General features: G+C 43.9%; 20 protein-coding genes and 1 tRNA gene. 9 read left to right on the top strand and 12 right to left on the bottom strand.

From position 1 onward, the window contains the following. Positions 1-15: 15 nt before the first annotated feature. Positions 16-1,090, bottom strand: a protein-coding gene (prfB, locus tag SKC35_RS00350) for a peptide chain release factor 2 (RefSeq protein ID WP_377977528.1) whose coding sequence is annotated in 2 segments (ribosomal slippage) — positions 16-1,038 and positions 1,040-1,090 — 1,074 coding nt in all. Because the reading frame shifts where the segments join, the coding sequence is not laid out codon by codon here. A gap of 81 nt (positions 1,091-1,171) precedes the next feature. On the opposite strand from prfB, the gene lpdA reads away from it, so the two are divergent. Beyond that, positions 1,172-2,566 carry a dihydrolipoyl dehydrogenase gene (gene lpdA, locus SKC35_RS00345; RefSeq protein WP_130923742.1) on the top strand — a complete coding sequence of 465 codons (1,395 nt, stop codon included), beginning with the start codon at positions 1,172-1,174 and terminating at the stop codon, positions 2,564-2,566. Positions 2,567-2,617: 51 nt separating this feature from the next. On the opposite strand, the gene SKC35_RS00340 is transcribed toward lpdA, so the two are convergent. The 7 genes from SKC35_RS00340 to SKC35_RS00310 form a co-directional block, all read right to left on the bottom strand. Then, positions 2,618-3,202 carry a 3-keto-disaccharide hydrolase gene (locus SKC35_RS00340; protein ID WP_377977527.1) on the bottom strand — a complete coding sequence of 195 codons (585 nt, stop codon included), beginning with the start codon at positions 3,200-3,202 and terminating at the stop codon, positions 2,618-2,620. A 36-nt stretch (positions 3,203-3,238) separates the two neighbouring features. Then, positions 3,239-3,820 (bottom strand): mobile mystery protein B, encoded by a 582-nt coding sequence (locus tag SKC35_RS00335; protein ID WP_377977526.1) that lies wholly within the window; start codon positions 3,818-3,820, stop codon positions 3,239-3,241. Continuing rightward, positions 3,811-4,263, bottom strand: a complete 453-nt coding sequence (locus tag SKC35_RS00330; protein ID WP_377977525.1) for a helix-turn-helix domain-containing protein — start codon at positions 4,261-4,263, stop codon at positions 3,811-3,813. The genes SKC35_RS00335 and SKC35_RS00330 overlap by 10 nt, the downstream gene beginning before the upstream one ends. A gap of 134 nt (positions 4,264-4,397) precedes the next feature. Next, the gene (locus tag SKC35_RS00325) at positions 4,398-4,664 is read right to left on the bottom strand and encodes an antitoxin Xre/MbcA/ParS toxin-binding domain-containing protein (RefSeq protein ID WP_377977524.1); all 267 of its coding nucleotides are present in this window, start codon (positions 4,662-4,664) and stop codon (positions 4,398-4,400) included. An 85-nt stretch (positions 4,665-4,749) separates the two neighbouring features. Further along, on the bottom strand, positions 4,750-5,145 hold the full coding sequence (locus SKC35_RS00320) for a helix-turn-helix domain-containing protein (protein ID WP_377977523.1): 396 nt from the start codon (positions 5,143-5,145) through the stop codon (positions 4,750-4,752). A 289-nt stretch (positions 5,146-5,434) separates the two neighbouring features. Continuing rightward, a tRNA-Ser gene (locus SKC35_RS00315) sits at positions 5,435-5,522 on the bottom strand. 32 nt (positions 5,523-5,554) lie between these two features. Further along, positions 5,555-7,036: a S10 family peptidase gene (locus tag SKC35_RS00310; RefSeq protein ID WP_377977522.1), complete on the bottom strand. Its 1,482-nt coding sequence runs from the start codon at positions 7,034-7,036 to the stop codon at positions 5,555-5,557. Positions 7,037-7,152: 116 nt separating this feature from the next. Between SKC35_RS00310 and SKC35_RS00305 the strand changes: the two genes are divergently transcribed. The 3 genes from SKC35_RS00305 to SKC35_RS00295 are packed head-to-tail and all read left to right on the top strand — an operon-like array spanning position 7,153 to position 10,403. Continuing rightward, on the top strand, positions 7,153-9,228 hold the full coding sequence (locus tag SKC35_RS00305; RefSeq protein WP_377977521.1) for a nitrite reductase: 2,076 nt from the start codon (positions 7,153-7,155) through the stop codon (positions 9,226-9,228). 4 nt (positions 9,229-9,232) lie between these two features. Then, the gene (cobA, locus tag SKC35_RS00300) at positions 9,233-10,027 is read left to right on the top strand and encodes a uroporphyrinogen-III C-methyltransferase (protein WP_377977520.1); all 795 of its coding nucleotides are present in this window, start codon (positions 9,233-9,235) and stop codon (positions 10,025-10,027) included. After that, a complete protein-coding gene (locus SKC35_RS00295; RefSeq protein ID WP_377977519.1) occupies positions 10,017-10,403 on the top strand; it encodes a RidA family protein in 387 nt (128 codons plus the stop codon). Before cobA ends, SKC35_RS00295 begins: the two co-directional genes overlap by 11 nt. Positions 10,404-10,451: 48 nt before the next feature. Here the strand turns inward: SKC35_RS00295 and SKC35_RS00290 are convergent, their stop codons facing one another. Beyond that, the gene (locus SKC35_RS00290) at positions 10,452-11,429 is read right to left on the bottom strand and encodes a bifunctional heptose 7-phosphate kinase/heptose 1-phosphate adenyltransferase (protein WP_377977518.1); all 978 of its coding nucleotides are present in this window, start codon (positions 11,427-11,429) and stop codon (positions 10,452-10,454) included. 14 nt (positions 11,430-11,443) lie between these two features. Next, positions 11,444-12,436 carry a GTP 3',8-cyclase MoaA gene (gene moaA / locus SKC35_RS00285; RefSeq protein WP_377977517.1) on the bottom strand — a complete coding sequence of 331 codons (993 nt, stop codon included), beginning with the start codon at positions 12,434-12,436 and terminating at the stop codon, positions 11,444-11,446. 37 nt (positions 12,437-12,473) lie between these two features. On the opposite strand from moaA, the gene SKC35_RS00280 reads away from it, so the two are divergent. The 5 genes from SKC35_RS00280 to SKC35_RS00260 all read left to right on the top strand — a co-directional run bounded on the left by SKC35_RS00280 (position 12,474) and on the right by SKC35_RS00260 (position 19,397). Beyond that, positions 12,474-12,719, top strand: coding sequence for a MoaD/ThiS family protein (locus tag SKC35_RS00280; RefSeq protein ID WP_377977516.1), 246 nt, complete (start codon positions 12,474-12,476; stop codon positions 12,717-12,719). A gap of 34 nt (positions 12,720-12,753) precedes the next feature. Then, the gene (locus tag SKC35_RS00275) at positions 12,754-14,535 is read left to right on the top strand and encodes an NADH-quinone oxidoreductase subunit 5 family protein (RefSeq protein ID WP_377977515.1); all 1,782 of its coding nucleotides are present in this window, start codon (positions 12,754-12,756) and stop codon (positions 14,533-14,535) included. Beyond that, positions 14,532-16,184, top strand: coding sequence for a complex I subunit 4 family protein (locus SKC35_RS00270; RefSeq protein WP_377977514.1), 1,653 nt, complete (start codon positions 14,532-14,534; stop codon positions 16,182-16,184). The genes SKC35_RS00275 and SKC35_RS00270 overlap by 4 nt, the downstream gene beginning before the upstream one ends. Positions 16,185-16,204: 20 nt before the next feature. Further along, complete coding sequence (locus SKC35_RS00265) at positions 16,205-17,089, top strand: hydroxypyruvate isomerase family protein (protein WP_377977513.1); 885 nt, start codon at positions 16,205-16,207, stop codon at positions 17,087-17,089. Between the two features lie 127 nt (positions 17,090-17,216). Beyond that, positions 17,217-19,397, top strand: a complete 2,181-nt coding sequence (locus SKC35_RS00260) for a T9SS type A sorting domain-containing protein (protein ID WP_377977512.1) — start codon at positions 17,217-17,219, stop codon at positions 19,395-19,397. On the opposite strand, the gene SKC35_RS00255 is transcribed toward SKC35_RS00260, so the two are convergent. After that, positions 19,378-20,151 carry an SDR family NAD(P)-dependent oxidoreductase gene (locus tag SKC35_RS00255; RefSeq protein WP_377977511.1) on the bottom strand — a complete coding sequence of 258 codons (774 nt, stop codon included), beginning with the start codon at positions 20,149-20,151 and terminating at the stop codon, positions 19,378-19,380. The genes SKC35_RS00260 and SKC35_RS00255 overlap by 20 nt on opposite strands. 62 nt (positions 20,152-20,213) lie before the next feature. Beyond that, positions 20,214-21,899, bottom strand: coding sequence for a tetratricopeptide repeat protein (locus tag SKC35_RS00250; RefSeq protein ID WP_377977510.1), 1,686 nt, complete (start codon positions 21,897-21,899; stop codon positions 20,214-20,216). Between the last annotated feature and the right edge of the window lies 1 nt (position 21,900).

Below are 21,900 nucleotides of genomic sequence, written 5' to 3'. Positions count from 1 at the left end.
CTCCCGACTATCGACTTAATTCTCCATCAAATACGCCTTAATAAACTCATTAATCTCCCCGTCTAACACCGCATCGGTATTCGATGTTTGGTAATTCGTGCGGTGATCTTTCACGCGACGATCGTCTAATACATAGGAACGGATCTGCGAACCCCACTCAATTTTCTTCTTGCCTGCTTCCACTTCGGCGCGCGCAGCGTTACGTTTATCGATTTCGATTTGGTATAATTTGGACTTCAAAAGGCGCAATGCCACTTCTTTGTTCATTAATTGCGAGCGTTCTTGCTGGCAAGCGATGATGATTCCTGACGGTTTGTGGGTTAAACGAACAGCGGTTTCAACTTTGTTGACGTTTTGGCCACCTGCCCCACCGGAACGGAAGGTATCCCAATCGATGTCTGCTGGATTAATCTCAATTTCGATCGTATCATCCGCCAAAGGACAGATGTATACCGACGCAAATGACGTGTGACGTCGCGCATTCGAGTCAAAAGGGGAAATACGTACTAGACGGTGCACCCCATTTTCAGATTTTAAATTACCGTAGGCAAATTCACCGTCTACTTCGATAGTGACAGATTTGATTCCCGCTACGTCCCCTGGATTTTCATCCACTAAACGCACCTTGAAGCCGTTCTTTTCTGCCCACATGTGGTACATACGCAATAACATGGCTGCCCAGTCTTGGGATTCGGTTCCACCAGCACCTGCGTTGATTTCTAACACGGCGCTCATATTGTCGCCTTCGTCAGACATCATTTTGCGGAATTCCAAAGCCTCCAGGTTTGCCTCCAGCTTTTCGCCTTCTACATCCACTTCCGCCTCGGTGGCTTCACCCATTTCGTAAAATTCCCAGATGGTTTCTAAATCACCTTGTGCGTTCGCGAGTTTATCGAATCCATCCGTCCAAAACTTCAACCCGCGCATCTCGCGCATCGTGCCTTCCGCTTTGTCAGGATTGTTCCAAAATTCGGGATCCAAGGTGACCGTCTCTAGTTCAGAGATTAAATATTTCTTGTGATCGTAGTCAAAGATACCTCCTTAAAGCCTCTATTCTGGCTTTCAGGTCATTGAACCTGTCTCTAGTCATGTGTTTTTCTACTTAATAAAGTGCAAATATACCCGATTTTGTGCTAAATTGCGGCCTCATTCATTTAAATCAAGCAATAAAATGGCGCAACAATACGATTTGATCGTGGTAGGCTCAGGCCCAGGGGGTTATGTAGCAGCTATCCGAGCTTCTCAATTAGGTTTAAAATGTGCAATTGTAGAGAAAGAATCCTTAGGTGGTATTTGCCTAAACTGGGGATGTATTCCTACGAAAGCCCTTTTGAAATCTGCCCAAGTTTTCGAATACATCAAGCACGCGGCTGATTACGGAATTACCGTAAAAGGCGCTGAAGCTGATTTCTCTGCCGTTATTTCCCGTTCTCGTGGCGTGGCGGATAGCATGAGCAAAGGAGTTCAGTTTTTGATGAAGAAAAATAAGATTGACGTGATTATGGGTTTTGGAAAAATCCAACCCGGTAAGAAAGTCGAAGTAACTGACGCAGACGGAAAGAAAACCGTTTACGAAGGAAAAAATATCATGATTGCAACGGGTGCTCGCGCTCGTGCCTTGCCTAATGTGCCTATCGATGGCGAAAAGGTAATCGAATACCGCAAGGCAATGAGCTTAGAGAAACGTCCAGATTCGATGGTCGTGATCGGCTCAGGTGCGATCGGAGTTGAATTTGCGTACGTATATGCGGCGATGGGAACGAAAGTAACGATCGTAGAATTCATGCCAAACATCGTTCCCGTTGAGGATGAAGATGTTTCGAAAGAATTAGCGAAGCAATACAAGAAAATGGGTATCGACATCTTGACTTCATCTAGCGTGGAGTCAGTGGATACGAAAGGAAAAGGTTGCAAAGTGAGCATCAAAACGCCAACGGGTAACCAAGAAATCCAATGCGATATTGTTCTTTCTGCGGCGGGTGTGATCTGTAACTTAGAAAACATCGGTTTAGAAGAGGTTGGTATTATCGTAGACAAAGGCCGTATTCCAGTAAACGCTTGGTACGAAACGAATATCCCTGGTTATTTCGCGATTGGCGATGTGACTCCGGGTCCGGCTTTGGCACACGTTGCCTCAGCAGAAGCGATTATTTGTGCAGAGAAAATGGCTGGTCACAAGACAGAAGCTTTGGACTACACAAACATCCCAGGCTGTACGTATTGCAACCCGGAAATTTCTTCAGTCGGTATGACAGAGAAGAAGGCCAAAGAAGCAGGTTACGATATCAAAGTGGGTAAATTCCCCTTCGTGGCTTCTGGAAAAGCTACGGCTGCCGGTGCTCGTGATGGTTTCGTAAAAGTAATTTATGATGCCAAATACGGTGAATTATTAGGCGCTCACATGATCGGTTACAATGTAACGGAATTGATCGCTGAGGCTGTAGTAGTTCGCAAGTTAGAAAGCACGGCTTACGAGATTATGAAAACGGTTCACCCTCACCCGACGATGTCAGAGGCCTTCAAAGGCGCGACAGAAGCGGCGTATGGAGAGGCAGTGGATTTGTAATCTACAGCATTATATAAATAGAAAGAGGAGCTCAAAAGGCTCCTCTTTTTTTTAGTTCAATTTTACTTGAACACTTTTATAAGCAATCCTGCTCTTAGGGTCGTGTGCCTGAATGGCGATGGTTCCGGGTTGGATTCTTTTCTTGTCTGACGGCTCATCATATTCCACTACGGTTCTTCCATTGATCTTCGTGGTGATGTGTTTCCCTTCCACTTTTACGTATAATTCGAACCATTCTTCGTCGTGCACTAATTTTTCTGCCGTGTCTATTATGCCATAGAGACTCGCCGTTCTACGCCAATCAGTGTGGGAATTGTTGACTTGTATTTCATGGCCTTGTGATGGCCAGTCGCTCGGTTGGAATGCTGTGCAAACATATAGACCAGAGTTCGCACCTGAATACGTTTTAATGAGGGCTTTTACTTCGAAGTTTTTAAAGGAATGATCTCCTATCGGTCCATCATAGAACAGGTGTCCGCGAGGGCCTTCTATGCGTAATTCGCCGTCCTTTACTTGAAACGAGTTTGGATTTTCACTGGCTATCCAGCCTGTTAAGTCGCGGCCATTGAATAGTTCGACCCATTGGGCATGGGCGGAGAAGTTTAGTAAGAGGAGAAGGATGAAGAGGTTTTTCATGTTTATGCAGGTTTAGGACTTAAATGTAGGAGAAAATTAACTTATTGCAAATTCAATCAAAGGTTTGATATTCCCTTTCGATGCGAGAACAATTGCTTTTAAATATTCGTCCCTCACATCCTCTTTTAAACTTTGTCCCCATGAGAATCTAGGTAGATTAAACTGATACTGCATTAAAAGATCCGCCATTAGCCGCGCATGCCTTCCATTTCCGTTGGGAAAACAATGAATACTTACAAGTCGAAATTTAAATCGAATAGCAATTTCGACAGGTGGATATGTACTATTAAGAATCCAATAATTCACATCAGACAATAGAGCATTCAATTCTATTGGAATTAAGTACCATTTTACGCCAATATTTGTATCCGTTTTCCTATAATCTCCAGCCCACTTCCAGACATGGCCAAACATTCTTTTATGCAAACGGCGAATAAAAGTTTCTGTAAGCAAATTAGAAATGGAGCGTTTAGTTAACAACCAGCACAGAGCTTCGTTAATGTTTGCTTGTTCTAATGAATTTATCTGTGCCAAACTACTAACCATAGGTATTCGTAAACCTGAAATCTGTTCCGGGTCTACAGGGGTTTGGCCAAAATCAAATTCATCTAATCCCACAAGCTGCTTAGTTTCTGATTTCGAATTTCCGTAATTAATCGATCATATTCACGAGACTTATTTTTATTATCGGCTTCTTGATTTTCTAAAATCATAGCATGATTAGAACGTTCCATTAATTCTTTTGCTTTCAACTCAGCACGGATTTGCAATAAATCATCCAGCGAGTCTTGTTTCGGTTTAAAATAATAGACCAAATCCATTTCCATCGCATTCGCAATTTTACGCAAACTTGCTAGGGTAATTGCCTCATCTACTTCTCTCATCTCAAAGTTTTTCGCGGCAGGCACACTGAAGCCCAAGCGTTTAGCTAACTGCTTCAATGTCATACCAATGGCTGTTCTAGAAGAACGAATCCAACCTTGAGGAATGCGATCAAATCGCTGACCATTTACATATTGACGAATTTGATCATCCAATTGATGTACGGATAGATGTTTCATAATTTAACTTTTAGGTTAATTAAATTTATGTAAAAATAAACTTAAAAGTTAAATAATATTGAGATTTAAAAGAATAAAATCTCCAATTTGAAAAAATAAAAGGTCTTTTTTTAAATCAAATCGAAATTCCATCTTTAGGCCAGATTCCCAAATTCAATCCGATTAAGACAATTTCTCACTTCTTGAATCCCTACAATTGAGTCCAAAAGACTTTCAGGCGTATTCTTGTCTAATGAATCATTAGGCTTGTTCATCCAACGATGAAATTTATCCTCTTCTTTATTGAAAACTTCGATTCCATAATCAACTAACTCTGCAACGAGTATTTCTAATTCGCAGTGACTGTCTTTCAGCAGAGACTTATCTTTCCTCTTTTTATTATACCCAATTTGAGCTTTCATCGTTTGAAGAATATATAGTATAAATGAATAAAAGTACTTTTAAAACAAATATGGTTATACTTTTGTCAAAAAGATGACGAGAATATTACTTAGAATATTTACTGACAATATACTTTTTATATTCCTCTTTGGGATCAAAATCTTCTGGTAGATTAACAACTCCAGATAAACTTTTGACAACATTCGGTATGTCTAGACTGAACGTCAATTGTCCACCAAGTCCTACCCTGATCATTCTCATCAAGGTTGAGAGGCGAATATCGCCGGCATTATTCTCAATACGAGAAATAGAAGTCTTCGAGGTCCCACATTTTTGAGCAAGTTGTTTTTGTGTTAAGCCTTGTTCTAATCGAAGTTCTCGAAGTATAGCACCTAGTTTAAAGGCCTCAAAACCTTCTTCGTACTCCTCCCGGGTAGGAGTACCGCGTTTGCCATAATATTCATCCAGGTGAGATTGAAAAGTGGTTAGATTATTATTCATTTTTTTTAAATTCAATTAGTGGTTTTTTGTTCCTGAAAGTATGGATTAATAATAAGTAGTCCTAGGGCAAGATCCGAGACAATGGAGAATATCAGTTACTTGATATTTGCAACAGGGAGTGACAGCTCCACTCCGTTCCGCTGTCAGCCCGCAGGGCATCTGGCACAAAGCCTGTCACCATTCGCTTCGCGAATAGTGACACTTTTTTAATGGGCGTCCGTTCAATCTCGCTAGCGGAATTCACTTCCGCCCATTAAAAAAGCCCCTCAGCTAACGCTGAGAGGCTTCGTAGAGGGGAAGGGATTCGAACCCTCGGTAAGCTTGAGACCTACACACGCTTTCCAAGCGTGCTCCTTAAACCACTCGGACACCCCTCTAGTTGAGTCCGTGGGGTTGCAAAAATAGCAAATTATTTCGACGAATCGAAAAAGGAATCGATATCCTTCTTGAATTGGATCAAGGATGGTTTGTGGATATAATACATATGTCCAGATTCGTAGTATTTAATGTCTACACGGGAGCGTTGTTCGGGACGCAAGAACATATGCTCGATGTCGTAGACTGCCGTGAAGTACGGGGTCGCGAAATCGTAGTAGCCGCAACCGAGGTAGACTTTGAGGTTCGGGTTTTTGGCCATCGCATCGCGAAGACTTTCTGCAACATTCAAGTATTTGTTTTGGACGTTTTTGTAGGACCAAGGGTATACTTCGCCGAAGACGTTGTAGCCTTTCTCCTCCGTGAACTTCAATTCTTTGGATAAATAGTCGTTAATCGTGGCGGTAAATGGTCCGTCGATGTTTGTGAATGATGGATCGAAATCGACGTATTCGCCAGCGTCGTCTAAGTTGCGGCCGGTGAAACGAGCGTCTAAACGTCCGATCGAAAGTCCGTCAGCGCGGCGTAGGGCTTTGTAGAAACGGTTTTCGTCCAGGCGAAGGTTTGCTTGCAGGCAAAGCTCTTTGGAAAGACCTGTGTAATAAGCCATCTTCTCCGCAATGGCCGATTTTTCTGCGTCAGACATCCAGCCGCCTTTGATTAATGCGGTAGCATAGGGTCCGATCGCCCATTGCTCGGATTCCTTTAACACGTCTGCGATGGGTCTCGCCTGTAAGGCTGGCGCTAATTTTTTGTGGTACCAGGCAGCGGCTGTGTAAGACGGAATGTATAAAGCACGAGGTAGATCGTTTCCAATGTTGTAATCGTTTGTGCCAAAGTTTAATACCGCCGAGATTAAGATGACACCATTGATATAGATGCGGTGTTCGTCTTGCAAGAATTTCGATAATCCGGCGGCACGCGTAGTTCCGTAGCTTTCGCCGGCTAAGAATTTAGGTGAGGCCCAGCGGTCGTAGCGGCTTAGGAAGTTGCGCACGAAATCTCCTACGGAATTGATGTCTTCTACATATCCGTGGTATTTGCTGGCAGGTTCGCCCACGGCGCGGGAATAGCCGGTCGAAACGGGGTCAATAAAGACTAAATCCGTTTTGTCTAACCAAGAAAATTCGTTAGGAACGTAGGAATATGGGGCTGCGGTGGCGGTGCCGTCGTCTTTCAAGACTACGCGCTTAGGGCCTACGCCGCCCATGTGTAACCATAAAGAGGCAGATCCTGGGCCGCCGTTGAAGGTGAAAGTGACAGGGCGCTTGGCGCCGTCTTCGTCGTCTTTGGAGTAGTAGGTAAAGAAGATTTTGGCCAAAACCTTACCCGTATCTGCCTTCATATGCATATAACCGGCAGTCGCCGTGTAATTAATCACCTTGCCGGCAATTGTAATCGAGTGCTTCGTCTTCACAACCTGTACGCCAGCCGGGTCTTTCCCGATTTGCGCATTTGTTTGCGCGTTCATGCTAAGCGTAAGTGCACAAAAAAGAATCGTCAATAGTTTTTTCATCGTTTGAAGATTTATGAAAACGAATATAAAAATTCTTTGGCAATAAAAGGTTATTTCGTAGATTTGCACCTACTCTATATATTATATAGACTTTATAAATTTACTAAGAAAAAATTATGCAAAGTTTCCGCTCTGAGATAGAAAACCCCGTTGTTGAAAAAGACATCCTGGATTTAGCGAAAAAAATCGCTCAATTCAAGGCTGGCGAGATTCACGAGGAGAAATTCAGAAGTCTTCGTCTAGCGCGTGGTGTCTACGGACAACGCCAACAGGGGGTGCAAATGATCCGCATTAAATTGCCCTATGGCAAGATTCAATTCCACCAATGGAAGCGAATTTCAGACATTTCAGACGAATATTCGACGGGAAATTTGCATTTAACAACACGTCAAGATATCCAAATTCACTACGTGTCGCTGGACCGTACGCCAGAACTTTGGGCAAAATTAGAGCAGGACGATATCACCTTGCGTGAGGCGTGTGGAAACACCGTGCGTAACATCACAGCCTCCCCTACTTCTGGGATTGATCCGAAAGAACTTTTTGATGTAAGCCCGCACGCCGATGCGGCATTCCGTTACTTTTTGCGAAACCCGATCTGCCAAGAAATGGGTCGTAAAATCAAGATGTCGTTCTCGAATACGGATGAAGATACGTCTTTGGCCTATTTACATGATGTGGGTTTTATTCCCAAAATCGTGGACGGCAAACGCGGTTTCAAAGTAGTCGTGGGTGGTGGCTTAGGTGCACAACCGATGCTGGCTCATGTGGCACACGAATTCCTAGCAGAAAACGAAGTGATCCCGTTCATCGAAGCCATTTTACGTGTTTTCGATCGCCACGGCGAACGTAATTCACGCCACAAGGCACGCATGAAATTCTTAATCCAAAAAATCGGCTTCGAGGCCTTTATGGACTTAGTAAAAGCGGAATCAAAAGCGTTAAAAAATCACTCTTTCGAAATTCCATCGGCAACAGCTTGGGAGGTTACGCCGCCTACATTAGTAGCTTCGACGGAAACTCCTAACTCAGAGGCTTACGCCACTTGGTTAGCGACCAATACCTTTGAACAAAAGCAAAAAGGATTCCACGCGGTTTATGTTCGGATCCTGAACGGCAATATTTCAAGTACTACTTCTCGTTCTTTAATCGAGGCATTTACTGGCTATATTGGCGATGATATTCGCATCACGATTAACCAAGGTTTGATGCTAAAATATGTGCCTACCGCGAATTTGGCCTACGTTTACTCCGTATTAGACGCACACGGATTAGCGGCTCCGGGCGCTAATTCCATCGCAAATATCACGGCTTGCCCGGGAACGGACACGTGTAATTTAGCGATCTCGGATTCGACGAATATCACCTCAAAATTAGAGGCGGTCATCAGCGAAGAATTCCCCTCCTTGATACACGACAGTGCGATGAAGATCAAAATTTCCGGCTGCATGAACGCCTGTGGACAACACAGCATGGCGTCAATCGGTTTCCACGGATCTTCCTTGAAAGCAGCAGACAAACGCGTTTTACCCGCGCTACAAGTCTTATTAGGCGGCGCGACTTTGGGAAATGGCGAAGGAAAAATCGCAGACAAAGTGATCAAAGTTCCTTCCAAAAGAGGTCCTCAAGTTTTACGTACTTTGTTGAATAACTTCGAAGAGAACAGCAACACTGACGAATATTTCCACAGCTATTACGATCGCCAAGGCGAGAAATATTTCTACGATTTATTGAAGCCTATTGCAGATTTAAGCACTTTAGTAAACGATGACTTCATCGACTGGGGTGCCACTGACAACTTCGCTACCGAAATCGGTGTGGGAGAATGCGCGGGCGTCGTGATTGACTTAGTGGCGACCTTATTATTTGAATCAGACGAAAAATACGAATGGACCGCGGCGGCACTAGATGACAAACGCTATGCAGATGCGATTTACCATGCGTACAGCGTGTTTATTTCAGCAGCAAAAGCCCTTTTATTAGACAAATCGATTTCGGTTCCTACTCAAACTTCGGTCATTAACAAGTTCGATGAAAACTTTGTAGCTACTGGCGAATTTGCCGTAGATGCTCCTAGCTTCGCTGAATTAGTATTACAGATCAACCAAAACGAACCTTCAGCGGAATTTGCTACTCGCTACACTGCTCAAGCCCAAGCCTTTTTACAATCTGCCAAAATAGCCCGCTCTTAATCCTATGAAGAACTTAAGCCATTTCAGAACATTAGAACCCCATCCGAAATTATCGGTAGTGGGTGCAGGCCCCGGTGATCCTGAGTTGATTACTTTGAAAGCCATCAAAGCAATCGCATCAGCGCAGGCCGTTTTATACGATGCTTTGGTCGATAAAAGTTTACTTGATCACTGCTCCCCCACCTGCGAGCAGATTTATGTGGGTAAGCGTGCGGGCGAAAGCCATTCCCAAGAGGCCATTAACCAATTGATCGTGGAGAAAGCTTATGCTTTAGGACACGTCGTTCGCTTGAAAGGCGGAGATCCATTTGTCTTTGGACGTGGTCAAGAAGAAATCGAATACGCCCGCGAATTCGGTTTATTGACGGATTATATCCCAGGCATTTCCTCCTCTTATGCGGCGGCGGGTTCAGCTGAGATTCCCTTGACGATTCGTGGGGTGAACGAGAGCTTTTGGGTGATGACGGGGACGAAATCGGATGGCTCTTTGACAGCTGACCTAGCTTTAGGCTTGCAATCTTCTGCCACTTTAGTCATTCTCATGGGGATGAATAAGCTAAAAGAGATTTCAGATTTATGCCAAAAATACGGCAAAGGTGACATCTCCGCCGCCATTATCCAAAACGGAACGATGAAAAATCAACGAATTGGCGTAACTTCAGCTGCAGAATTAGCTTCCATGGCTTCTAAAGAAGGCTTGAGCAATCCGGCTGTCATCGTCATAGGCGAGGTTGTGCGTCATGCAAAGCCGGAATTATGGCAACAAATCACTAAAATTAGTAAAGAAAATGAGCAATAGAATTAACATCTCCAGTGGTTCACCCTTCGAAGATACTTTCGGCTACTGCCGCGCGGTAAAGACAGGAAACTTGTTAGAAATCTCCGGCACAGTAGCCCTAGTCGATGGTGAAAAAATAACGGCTGAGGATTTATATGCCCAAACCTATAACATCATCGAACGAATCGCGGTGGTTTTAGAAGAGGCTGGTTCTTCCTTAAAGGATGTGGTCCGTACCCGTATTTTCACGACGGATATTTCCAAGAATTTAGACATTGCTCGTGCACATGCTCATTTCTTTGGAGATATCAAGCCAACTACGGGTATTTATGAAATCTCGGCTTTGATCGCTCCGCAATATAAAGTGGAGATTGAGTTTACGGCTTGGGTGGGATAAAAAATCTGAATGCATAAAAAAGCCCCGAATTTTCGTTCGGGGCTTTTTTTATATTTTTGCGGCCTCCCGCTTCAGCAGTTCCACATCTATCGGAACAACCCCCAACGATTCGCAGACTAAGCCTCCGCCTAAGTTAGCAAGCTCAGCAATTTGTGCAGCAGATCCACCAGCGGCCAGAGCGCAAGCGGCGATGGAAATCACGGTATCTCCTGCACCTGAAACATCGGCAATTTGGCGAATGTGGGCGGGAATTTGAATTTGATCAGTTGCGAAATCCATGTAAACTCCGCGTTCAGACATCGTCACGAATAGACCCGTGAAGGCTTGCGCAGCTTTGAAATCAGCCACTGTTTTTGCGATGGCATCAGGTGCAATGGCAGCAGCCTCTAAACCTAATCCATCCCGCAATTCGTTCAAATTTGGCTTAAATAAAGTGGCTCCGCTGTAGGCGAAGAAGTTCTTTTTCTTCGGATCAACGACGGTTGGAATTTGGCGTGCTTTCGCCAGCGTAATAATTTCTTGAATCAATTCAGCACTCAAAACCCCTTTGTCGTAATCCTCAAAAAGGATCACATCGACCTCTGGCAACCAAGTTTTCACTTGCTCCAATAAGGCTTTAGACGAAGCAGCTGAAATAGGTGCCTCCGTTTCCGAATCCACGCGAATCAATTGTTGAGATCCGGCGATGACACGTTCTTTAACCGTCGTGGGACGACCTTTTTCGGTAATGATACCAGAAGTAGAAAGACCAGCGCCTTGTAGAATTCCTTGTAAGGTTTCGCCTGTGGCATCGTCTCCGATGACAGAACAAACGTAAGGTTTTGCGCCAAGGCTCGCGATGTTCAACACCACGTTTCCGGCTCCGCCTAAGCGAGATTCGCGCTTAATGACGTTCACCACGGGAACGGGAGCTTCCGGCGAAATGCGATTCACCTTTCCCCAGGTATAGGCATCCACCATTAAATCGCCAATCACGAGAACGCGAAGGCTAGAAAATTTCTCAATCAGGCTTGATAATGGATTCATAAAAATGCTACTGTTTAACCTCCTATGGTCGTCATCGATTCGGTGATGACTCCTTTTCGTTTATTTTCTGCTTCAAATCCATCCAACGGACGCGATTTAAATAATGTCAAAAATTGTGCTTTCACCTCCTCATCGCTCACTTCGCTACGAAGATACGGCTTCATATCAAAAACGCCATCATCATAGAGGCAAGTCTTGACTTGCCCTTTGGCTGTTAGTCGAATGCGATTGCAGCTTCCGCAAAAAGTCCGGGTGAAGGCTGCGATAATACCCACATTGCCTTTAAATCCAGGGATGTCATAGGTATTTGCTGTTTCCCCGAACAAAAAGGGTCTCGCTTTTAGGTCCGGAAATTGCGAACGGATACGTTCTAAAATACGGGCGTGATCCCAAAATAGCTTTTCTTCTACCAGTCCAGAACCATTAAACGGCATTTCTTCGATGAATCTCACCGATACCGGATGTTCACGCGCAAACTCCGTCAAAGCAATAATATCGTCCTCGTTTTTACCCTGCATCACGACTGCATTGATCTTGACTTGGAAACCAGCTTCGATCAAGAGAAGGAGGTTTGCATAGACTTTGGCAAAATCATCTCTCCTGGTGATCTGATGAAAGCGATCCCGATCGAGCGAATCTAGACTTAAATTGATGTGACGAACACCTAGCTTTTTCAGCGCCTCTATGTACTCACCAATGAACACGCCATTCGTCGTCAAACAGATTTCTAGGTCTTTTAAGCCCGCTAAATTCGTTAAGAAATCCAGCAAACCATTCCGAACAAAGGGCTCTCCTCCCGTAATACGAACCTTTTTGATCCCCATTTCGTGTAAAATGTGGGTCAAGCGAAACATCTCCTCCCAGCTCAACAACTCGCGCTCCGGCATATAGTTAATCCCCTCTGCCGGCATACAATAGGTGCAGCGCAGATTGCAACGATCCGTCACCGCAAGACGTAAATACGTCAATTCGCGGCCGTGATTATCTAAAAGCTGAGGATTATCCAATATATTTGTTCAATAGTTTTCAAAGGTACAAAAAACGATGTCAACCTACCACATCTTGCTGTTCGGTATTTGCCGGGATTTATTAAAATCGTCTACGATTTCGATCGAAAAAGAGGGCTCAGTGACCGTGGGGGAAATGTTGCAAATCTTGCGTTCAAAGCATCCTGCTTTGGAAAATCTACCTTCGCTACGACTTGCAGCGGAACATCGCTTCCCAGAACCTGATTTTATCCTCTCTGAAACGATGGAAATTGCCTTAATTCCTCCCGTGAGTGGCGGATAATCCGTATATTTGTTTTTAAATCTATACAAAGTATATGGGATTAAATCTCCTGTTTCTTGGAGTGCTTTTGTTGCCTTGGGCGTCCGCGCTGTTGGTGGCTCTTTTTCCCAAACCTCTTTTTTCGATTTCCCTTTCGGCTGTATTTAGCGTTGCTGCATTGTATTTTTGCACCACTGCACCTGTTGATTTCAAAATCGCTTATCCTTGGTTTAATCTAGGAGGGCAGTCGCTGAATGCGAGTTTTTGGGCGAATGCCTCGGCGCAATTGGTCCTGGGCTTAGTGGCTCTGGTTTCTTTTTGTGTTCAGCTTTTCTCCAAATCGTATCTAAAAGACGACCCCTCCATCGGCCGATATTACCTGTATTTACACCTATTTGTGGGCTCGATGACGCTTTTACTGCTGACCGATTCCATCCTGATTTTCTACGGGGCTTGGGAATTAGTGGGGGCGTGTTCGTATTTGTTGATTAGTTTTTGGCACCAAAAAACGGCCGCCATACAAGCCGCCAAAAAAGCCTTTTTAATTAATCGCTTAGGGGATATTGCCTTATTATTCGGTTTAATTGCCATCGGTTTGCACTTCAATACCTGGCAATTTTCAGCGATGCATGGCATCGCTCCTACCCTGATTGGAATCGCCATTATTGCAGGCGGAATAGCTAAATCAGCTCAATTCCCTCTCATGTCTTGGCTACCGGATGCGATGGAAGGCCCTACGCCAGCCTCAGCTCTAATCCATGCCGCTACGATGGTGGCCGCAGGTGTATTTGTGGGCGTTCGCGTTTTCGATATCACGGGACCGGAGACTCATCTTTTTATGGGAATCATTGGTGCAATATCCTTTTTAGCAGGAGCAGTATTCGCCATTTTACAAAACGACATCAAAAAAACGCTCGCCTATTCCACCATTTCCCAGCTAGGTTTAATGTGGATGGGAATGGGTTCTGACGCTTCATTGTTTCATTTATTGACCCATGGAATTTTCAAAGCAGGCCTCTTTTTAGCGGCTGGAGCCGTCATTCATACAGTCCATTCCCAAAGCCTAAACGACATGGGTGGCCTTCGCAAAAAAGCGCCAATAGCGGCTTTGGCCTACCTTATTTTCGGTGCAGGGTTAATGGGATTACCTCTTACGGGCGGTTTTTACAGCAAGGAAAATATCGCGGGATATTTATATACATCCGGTCAGGTAGAATTGCTCGTTGTTTTAGCACTAGGAATGGTCTTGACCAGTTTCTATATCAGTCGCCAGTTTTATTTGATCTTTATGGGACCTGTGAAAGAAGGTTCTTCGACGACAGAATTCGCGCTGCCAATCAGTATACTGATCATAGCAAGTCTCTTCATTTGGATTTCGGTAAATCCATTGGAAATGCACGAAAATACGTTAATAAGCATATACCATATCCCATCCTTCTGGTTGTATATCACAGCTGCCACCTGGGTGCTGGGAATTGCGGGAGCTTATTTAACAAGAAACTGGATTCCCGCGGGGAATTATCAGTTTTTGCCTCGTTTTTGGCCTTCCTTATTCCTCCTTATTCGCTGGAAAAGCAGATCTGCACAGGTTTTCGAAACACAATTTATTGACCGCTTCGTGAATGGAATTGCCGCTTTGCAAGTGATTATTGCCCATCTATCTGCTTGGTTTGACAGACACATCGTCGATGGCATTTTAGTGGGTGGAAGTGCAAGCTTAAGTGCAGGCACTGGAAAAATTTTAAGTCGCTGGCAATCAGCTAAAGTCCAAAGTTATTGGGCTATGATTATTGTGACATTTGCCTTATTTTTACTTTACGCGCTATTTATTAAATGACGAATTTACCTCTATTATCGCTTTTGATTGGATTGCCCCTACTCGGTGCATTAGCGCTTGGTTTGGGTCCATTGAAAGAACAAGCGAGAAGCATTGCCATCGGTCTTTCGACACTCCAATTAGCACTTTTGGGCTATATCTACAGCGCTTTCGATAAAACATCCGGCTTATTTCAATTCAACGAAACGCACAATTGGTTCTCGATTTCACTCGGATCGATGGGACAATTTATGTCTAAATACACGCTAGGAATCGATGGTTTGAGCATTTCCCTGATTCTGTTAACAGGATTAATTACCTGGATAGCGCTTTGGAATTCGACAGACATTAAAGAAAAAATAGGTGGCTATTACGCTTTGGTCTTACTCTTGAACGCCTCGATTATGGGCTGTTTTATGGCCAAAGACCTCTTCCTCTTCTACGTCTTCTTCGAGTTCATGTTACTGCCCATGTATTTCCTGATTGGAATTTGGGGTGGACCACGTAGAAACTACGCGTCCTTAAAGTTCTTTATTTACACCTTAGTGGGATCCCTTTTGATCCTCATCGTGATGCTCGGAATGGGCGTTGCTTATGTGGACCCTTATGAAACCGCTTTATTAAATGGCTTGATTCGCCCAGAACAAGGCTTCAACCTAGAGGCCTTGAAAACAGTACAGCAACTAATACAGTCACAAGAATTAGCTACGTCTTCTTTAGTGCATAGCTTTGATATGCAGGCTTTAGCAGACTATAATAATTGCCAAATCACCAGCATTCTACATATCAGCTCAGGCTGGCAATTAGCGGGAATGAGCGCGCGTGAATGGGGCTTTTGGTTATTATTCATCGGATTCGCCATCAAATTACCAATGGTTCCTTTGCACACTTGGTTACCCGATGCGCACGTGGAAGCTCCCACACCGATCTCTGTTTTATTAGCGGGGGTCTTGTTGAAAATCGGAGCATACGGTTGGTTGCGAATCACCATTCCATTCTTCCAAGCAGAGGCCATTGAAGCGGCGAATATTTTGGCAGGCTTAGGAGCTTTATCTATCGTTTACGGCGCCTACAATGCGCTGGCGATGACAGATTTAAAGAAATTAGTGGCCTATTCATCTGTTTCTCACATGGGTTTCGTGCTGATTGGAATCGCAGCCTTTACGGCTGAGGGATGGCAAGGAGCCATCTTCCAAACCATCTCCCACGGAGTTTTATCCGCGCTTTTATTCTTGATGGTGGGCGTGTTATACTCCCGTACCGGCAACCGCGAAATCGATTCGTATTCCGGCTTAGTAACACTGATGCCACGCTTCACGGTCATTTCTGGCATCGCCATTTTCGCTTCTTTAGGCCTTCCCGGATTCTCTGGATTTATCGGAGAATTCTTCAGCCTGATGGGCGCATTCACGAGTCCGTTTGTGCATCCTGGGATTGCCATTTTTGGCGCTTTGGGCTTGTTATTAGGCGCTGGATACCTGTTATGGACTTTCCAAAAAATCTATTTGGGAAAACCCTACCTAAAAAAGGCCGACTGGTCTTTACCTGATTTGACTAAATTAGAATTACTTAGCCTTTTTGGTTTAGGAATTATCAGTATATTGCTAGGCGTTTACCCGGGCTTGCTTTTTGAGCTCAGTGAAAAATTCGTCACCGGATTACTAAAATAAACCTATTAAAATATAAACCTATGGAAAACAAATTCAGCCGCAGAGACATCCTAAAAAGCTCTGCTGGATTCGCTGGCCTTGGAATGATGGGCCATCGTTTTCAAGAAGCCGACATCCAAGCGGGCCTAGACCTAAAAGGAAAAGTGCATCACTCGGCTTGTCGCTGGTGTTACCAAGATATTCCGTTTGAGGAATTAGTCGTTAATGCCAAAAAAATCGGCTTACAATCTATCGAGTTAACAGGTCCCGACGAGTGGGAAATCCTGAAAAAACACGATATGACGGCGGCCATCGGCTGGGGAAAATACCCGGACGGCATGAACATCCCGAACTTCTTTAACCGGACAAAAAACCACGACGCTTTAGTCGGTTTCTACGAAGATATCATCCCTAAAGCAGCGAAAGCCGGCGTCAAAAACATCATCACTTTCTCCGGAAATAGAGACGGCATGAGCGATGAAGACGGCCTAATCAACTGTAAAAAGGGCTTACAACGCATCATGAAAACCGCAGAACGTTACGATGTAACGATCTCGATGGAGCTATTGAATTCCAAAGTAAACCACAAAGACTACCAAGCTGACACGACGGAATGGGGCGCTGCACTTTGTGAGATGGTAGGTTCCGATAAATTCAAATTGCTATACGATATCTACCACATGCAAATCATGGAAGGGGACGTAATCGCTACCATCAAAAAATACCACCAATACATCTCTCACTACCACACAGGTGGTGTTCCAGGTCGTAATGAGATCGATGAGACGCAAGAATTAAATTATGCGGCGATCATTCGTGCCATCTACGATACAGGATACAAAGGCTTTATCGGACAGGAATTTATTCCGGCTCGCAAAGACAAAATGGCGTCCTTAGAACAAGCGGTAAAAATCTGCGACATCTAAGAAAACCAACACCTTGATTAAAACGCAAACAGCTCGCATCGAGTAGTTTGCGTTTTTTATTTATCGGGTTCCTGATATAGATTTTCTCCGGCTTGTTTCGCCTTCGTTTTCTGCCCTAATTCGAGTCATGAAAACGCTCTTTTTTCTCTTCTATAGTTTCGCTGCGTTCGCACAATGCGCAACAATCAATACCCAGCCTCTTCCCCAAATCACCTGCGAGGGGGATTCCATTCGACTCATCGTGGTCAGTTCAAACGGCACTTTTCAATGGGAAAAGCGTAGACCCTCAGACGCAAAATTCACTAGTATCACAAACGCACGCGCAGCGCGCTACCACTTCCTTTCTGGCGGAGCCACTCATCCCACGGGATCTTATTATCGATTGAAAGTTACACTGGGGAAATGCATTATCTATTCAGACTCCGTCTTAGTGACTTTACGCAAAGCACCCGTTATATCAAATTTTACAATATGTGAGAAAACGCTTATTTCTTTTCCTTATTCCTGGACACTCAACGGGCAAGCTGTGGATTCAATTATTGCGACTCCTACACTTAATGGGGCTAAAATAAAGGCTTTTGCACGCTATTCCACTCTCCCTTTGGGTTCCTGTATACTAGCTTCAAATGAGGTGTCACTCAGCGTCACCTCGCTTCCAGCTGCTCCCTCCCATTCCGTAAAACTCGTCAAAGCCTGCGTGGGCCTCCCCTTTTCACTCAATGCCACGGGCTGTTCTCCATCCTTAACTTATTGGTATAATTCAGATGGCCTTAAAATAGGCGAAGGAAGTCGATTGCCGCTCATCGCCTCCGACAGCGCCATTTTTCGGGCAACTTGTGTTAAATCTGGTTGCGAAGGACCTTTATCATCAGGGGTAAAAACGGCTATTTACCCTATTCCAGCGCCGCCGCAGAATACCTCCTCCAATTACTTTTGCTCAGATGTCGCCTTTTCTTTACAAGCCAGCGGAGGGCTAAACAACATCTGGTATGAATCCGAGTCCGCTAAGTCTAGCCTAAGTACGGCAACGGCTTTAGCTATAAAAGCCATTTCAAACACCGGTATAAATGATTCGCTCCTAGTCCGATTTGCCTCCGTCAAAATCAACGATTGCGAAAGCACTCGAATTCCCGTAACGATTCGCATCAAGCCACGACTCGTTATACGCGCATTAAATCCAATTTCACTTACAGGTGAAAGAACAATAAGTGTACCTGAAACGCTTCCCTTGAATGGAACTCCTCCCTATCGAATTACCTACAGCTCTTCTGCAAAAAGCCCACTCGGACCCTTTACTTCTAATGGATTCCTGTTCAGAACCGCAACGGATTCATTGGGCTGCAGCGTGAAAGACACGACCGAAGTAAATTACGTGCGAAACGGCCCTATTATCCATCGATTAACGGCTCTCTTTGAAACGAATTGCCTAACAAACAATTACCGCATTCGAATCAATGGCTGTCCCATGAAAACATCTGCGTTAAGTGTTTCCAAACGCTATGAATCCGCCATGGCAGATTTTATCCTAACAGGCGGAAATTACACATTCCTCTGCAACGATGGTGAAACAGACACGCTAACGCTGAATTTGCCTGTTTTAAAGCAGCCAAGTTCCCTTCAGCGCAAATCCTTCACTAGTCCCATTTGTGACGCTGACAGCGCAAGCCTCAGCCTCACAATAGACTCTAGCGTTCATTTCATAGGCTGGGAATTGAATGGCCATCTTTTCGCTACTGACAAAATCGTAAGGGGCCTACTTCCCTCCGGAGAATACCAATCTGTATTTGAAGAAAATGGTTGTTTCTACCGCTCAGAAAAAATCAACCTAGATAGAAAAGCTAATCCCCCGGCTCCTCGTTTAGAAAAAATGGGGGCTTATTTTGTGAAAACTTGGTCACTCGGCATCCCTGAATGGCTCATCGATCAAACCAAATCCTATGATACTTCAGCCATTCGCAAAATAACAGAAGGGCGCGAATTCTATGTTCGAGCCAAGTGGATGTATAAAAGTCTTTCCTGTTTTTCTCCCTATTCCAATGTGTATTACGTAGATAATCCCGCGACCTACGAATTCGCTGTATACCCTAATCCAAACCAAGGTAAACTGTCCATCGAAATCGCGTATGAAATTTCAGACGCAGAAGTCCACTTGTTCGATTTGAAGGGCAAATTACTTGACTCTATGAAAATAAAAAATTCCAGCAGGAGAATCGACTGGGATATTTCCCGTTTCCCTGCTGGAACCTATGTACTTAGATTGATCTCCGATGGAGTCAGTCAAGAAAAAACTATTCGTAAATCCCTTTAGCGACTTTCTCTGAAATCGCTTTAGGGGCTACCCAAGCCAAGAAAGCTCCTAGTTTATTGATCAGACCCGTTATCACTTCTTGCTTTTTAGCAAACATACCATCCACTGCTAGCTTTGCTACAACAGCGGGAGTCATCGTTACTTTCTCTGCCGCCTTACTAGCCTTAGCAGGCAAGTTTGCGCGATCATTGAAGTTCGTGGTGGTAGCACCAGGGCTTACTGCTGTTACGGAAATACCTTTCGCTTTCCACTCGTGGAATAACCCACGGGAGAAATTCAAGACAAATACTTTAGAGGCAGCATACACACTCATTAATGGAATCGCTTGGTATGCCGTGGAACTCGCAATATTTAAAACGTAAGCTTGGCCTTTCCCTGATAGCATTGGATAGAAACGGTAACACGATTCCACCAAAGCATTCATATTAACTTGCATCATTTTTTGGGTTTCCTCGAAAGAATATTTTTCAAATTCTCCCACTAAACCATAACCCGCATTGTTTACTAAAATTCGAAGATCAATCTGCTTTGCCAGCACCCACTCATATAGGGTGTTTACAGCCGAAGGATCCGCTAAATCCGCAACAAGGTAATCAACGTCCAGCGAATACTTTTTCTGAATCTCTTCTTTTACCTGCTGAAGCTCGTACGAATTACGAGCCACCAATATCAGGTTATACCCTCTCTCAGCTAATTGCAAGGCAATTTCTTTGCCTATTCCTTTACTTCCTCCGGTAATGATTGCGTATGACATATGCTTTATGTAAATGAAAAAAGCCGCCCGATGAGCAGCTTTTTTCGATGATTTAATTTTATTTATTTCTTAGGAGCCGCGGCTGGTGCTGGATTCAAATAGTCATTGACTTCTTTATCATCCGCTTTGATCTCTTGGGCCTTCGTGAAATAGTCTCTCACTTTCGCATCATCTTTCGTTACCGTTAAATGATATCCTCCTAGAAATTTATACGCCTCAAATAATTGATTCTTATCTTCTTTAAACGTAGTCGATTTTTCTTCTTTCAACTTAGCGATAGTTTCTAAGAATTTCTCATAATGCGGAACACCTAACCACTTCGTTCCAGTATAGTCAATTAAGTTATTAGCTCTTGCGCGATTCAGGTAGAATGGAGGCCATTTGTCATTCACTGAAATAGCTTTAGCAAATAAAGTGTCCGCTTTCATCGCATTCAATGGTCGATTAATCGTATCCGTTCTGATCGTGTAAGCTGCTACAAAATAATAATCCATCGCTGCCTTGAAGTAATCTCCTGAACCAATCGCTTGATTTTTCTTTTGCTTCCACTCAATTCCTTTCAACGCTGCATTTGCCGCATCATTATAACGCTTTTGCTTGTAACGAATATCGTGAATGATATTATAAACGTTATTGTTTGTGTCTAAAGGTGCAGCGCGCTCCAAGTAAGTCAAAGCCACTGAATCTTTACCTAAACCTTGGTAACCTTTTCCGAAATATAAATCATCCATGAAATAAGGCTTTACTCCTGAACGAACCATACCCTCTAAGTTATCAATGCCTTGTTGGTAGTTCTTCATCTCGACATTAGAATATCCACGCATACGGAAGATATCATTGTCTTTTACGCCTTTCTTATCTGCCTCATCCGTGTACTTCATCGCACCTTCGTAATCTTGAGACAAGAATAATAATTTTGCCGTTTCCAAAGTCACCTCTGGAGTAGCCTCTGCTTTCTCTAAATACTTTCTAAAATAACGAGAGGCATTTTTATATTGGCTACCTACGATCAAATACTCTCCATAACGCTTGTGCGCTGGAGCATAGTTTGAATCCAAGTCAATCGCCTCTTTGTAACGAGATTGTGTCTCGCGGTAATTTTTACCACGCAAGAAAACCGTTCCAATTTTCACTTTCGCTTTTACATTCTTAGGATCTTGCATTAATGCTTGCTCGTAAGAAGAAACTGCGTTACCACCATCATTCTTGATCAAGAAGGCATCGCCACGAACGATCATTTGCTCTGCGTTAGGGCCTTTCTTCGTTTTCTCTAACATTAAATCGATCAAACGAATCGCCTCTGCAGGATCATTGTTGTTCGCATTGAATTCTGGATCGCGTCCTAATTTATAGAACATCTCGTACGCTTCAGCGATTCGGTGAATGACATCACCATTTTTGTATTTCGTTTCTGACAAAATGCGGTCAAAATCTACTTTCGCATCATTCACCTTGTTTTGGCCTACTTTGATCGTCGCTAAACCTACTTGATTCAAATAGTTCTTAGGATCTGCGGCTAAGCCTTTTTTGAAAGCATCTTCTGCTGCGGCCCAATCTCTGCGAGATAAATGATAATACCCTAAATAATAGTAATTTTCACCGGTAGGAGAAGCTGTCACTAAGCCTTCAAAAACTTGCTTTGCTTTGCTTGGTTGATCGCGATCGATTAAGTGTAATCCGTCTGCGATAGTTTGTCCCATTGCCATATTGGTGATCAATAAACTGACTGCCAATATCCACGATTTCATT

The organism is Aquirufa originis (assembly GCF_042714495.1).
In the GTDB taxonomy this organism is placed as follows: Bacteria; Bacteroidota; Bacteroidia; order Cytophagales; family Spirosomataceae; genus Aquirufa; species Aquirufa originis.
Note: the sequence above shows the minus strand (reverse complement) of the source record. Positions and strands in the feature narration are given on the sequence as shown.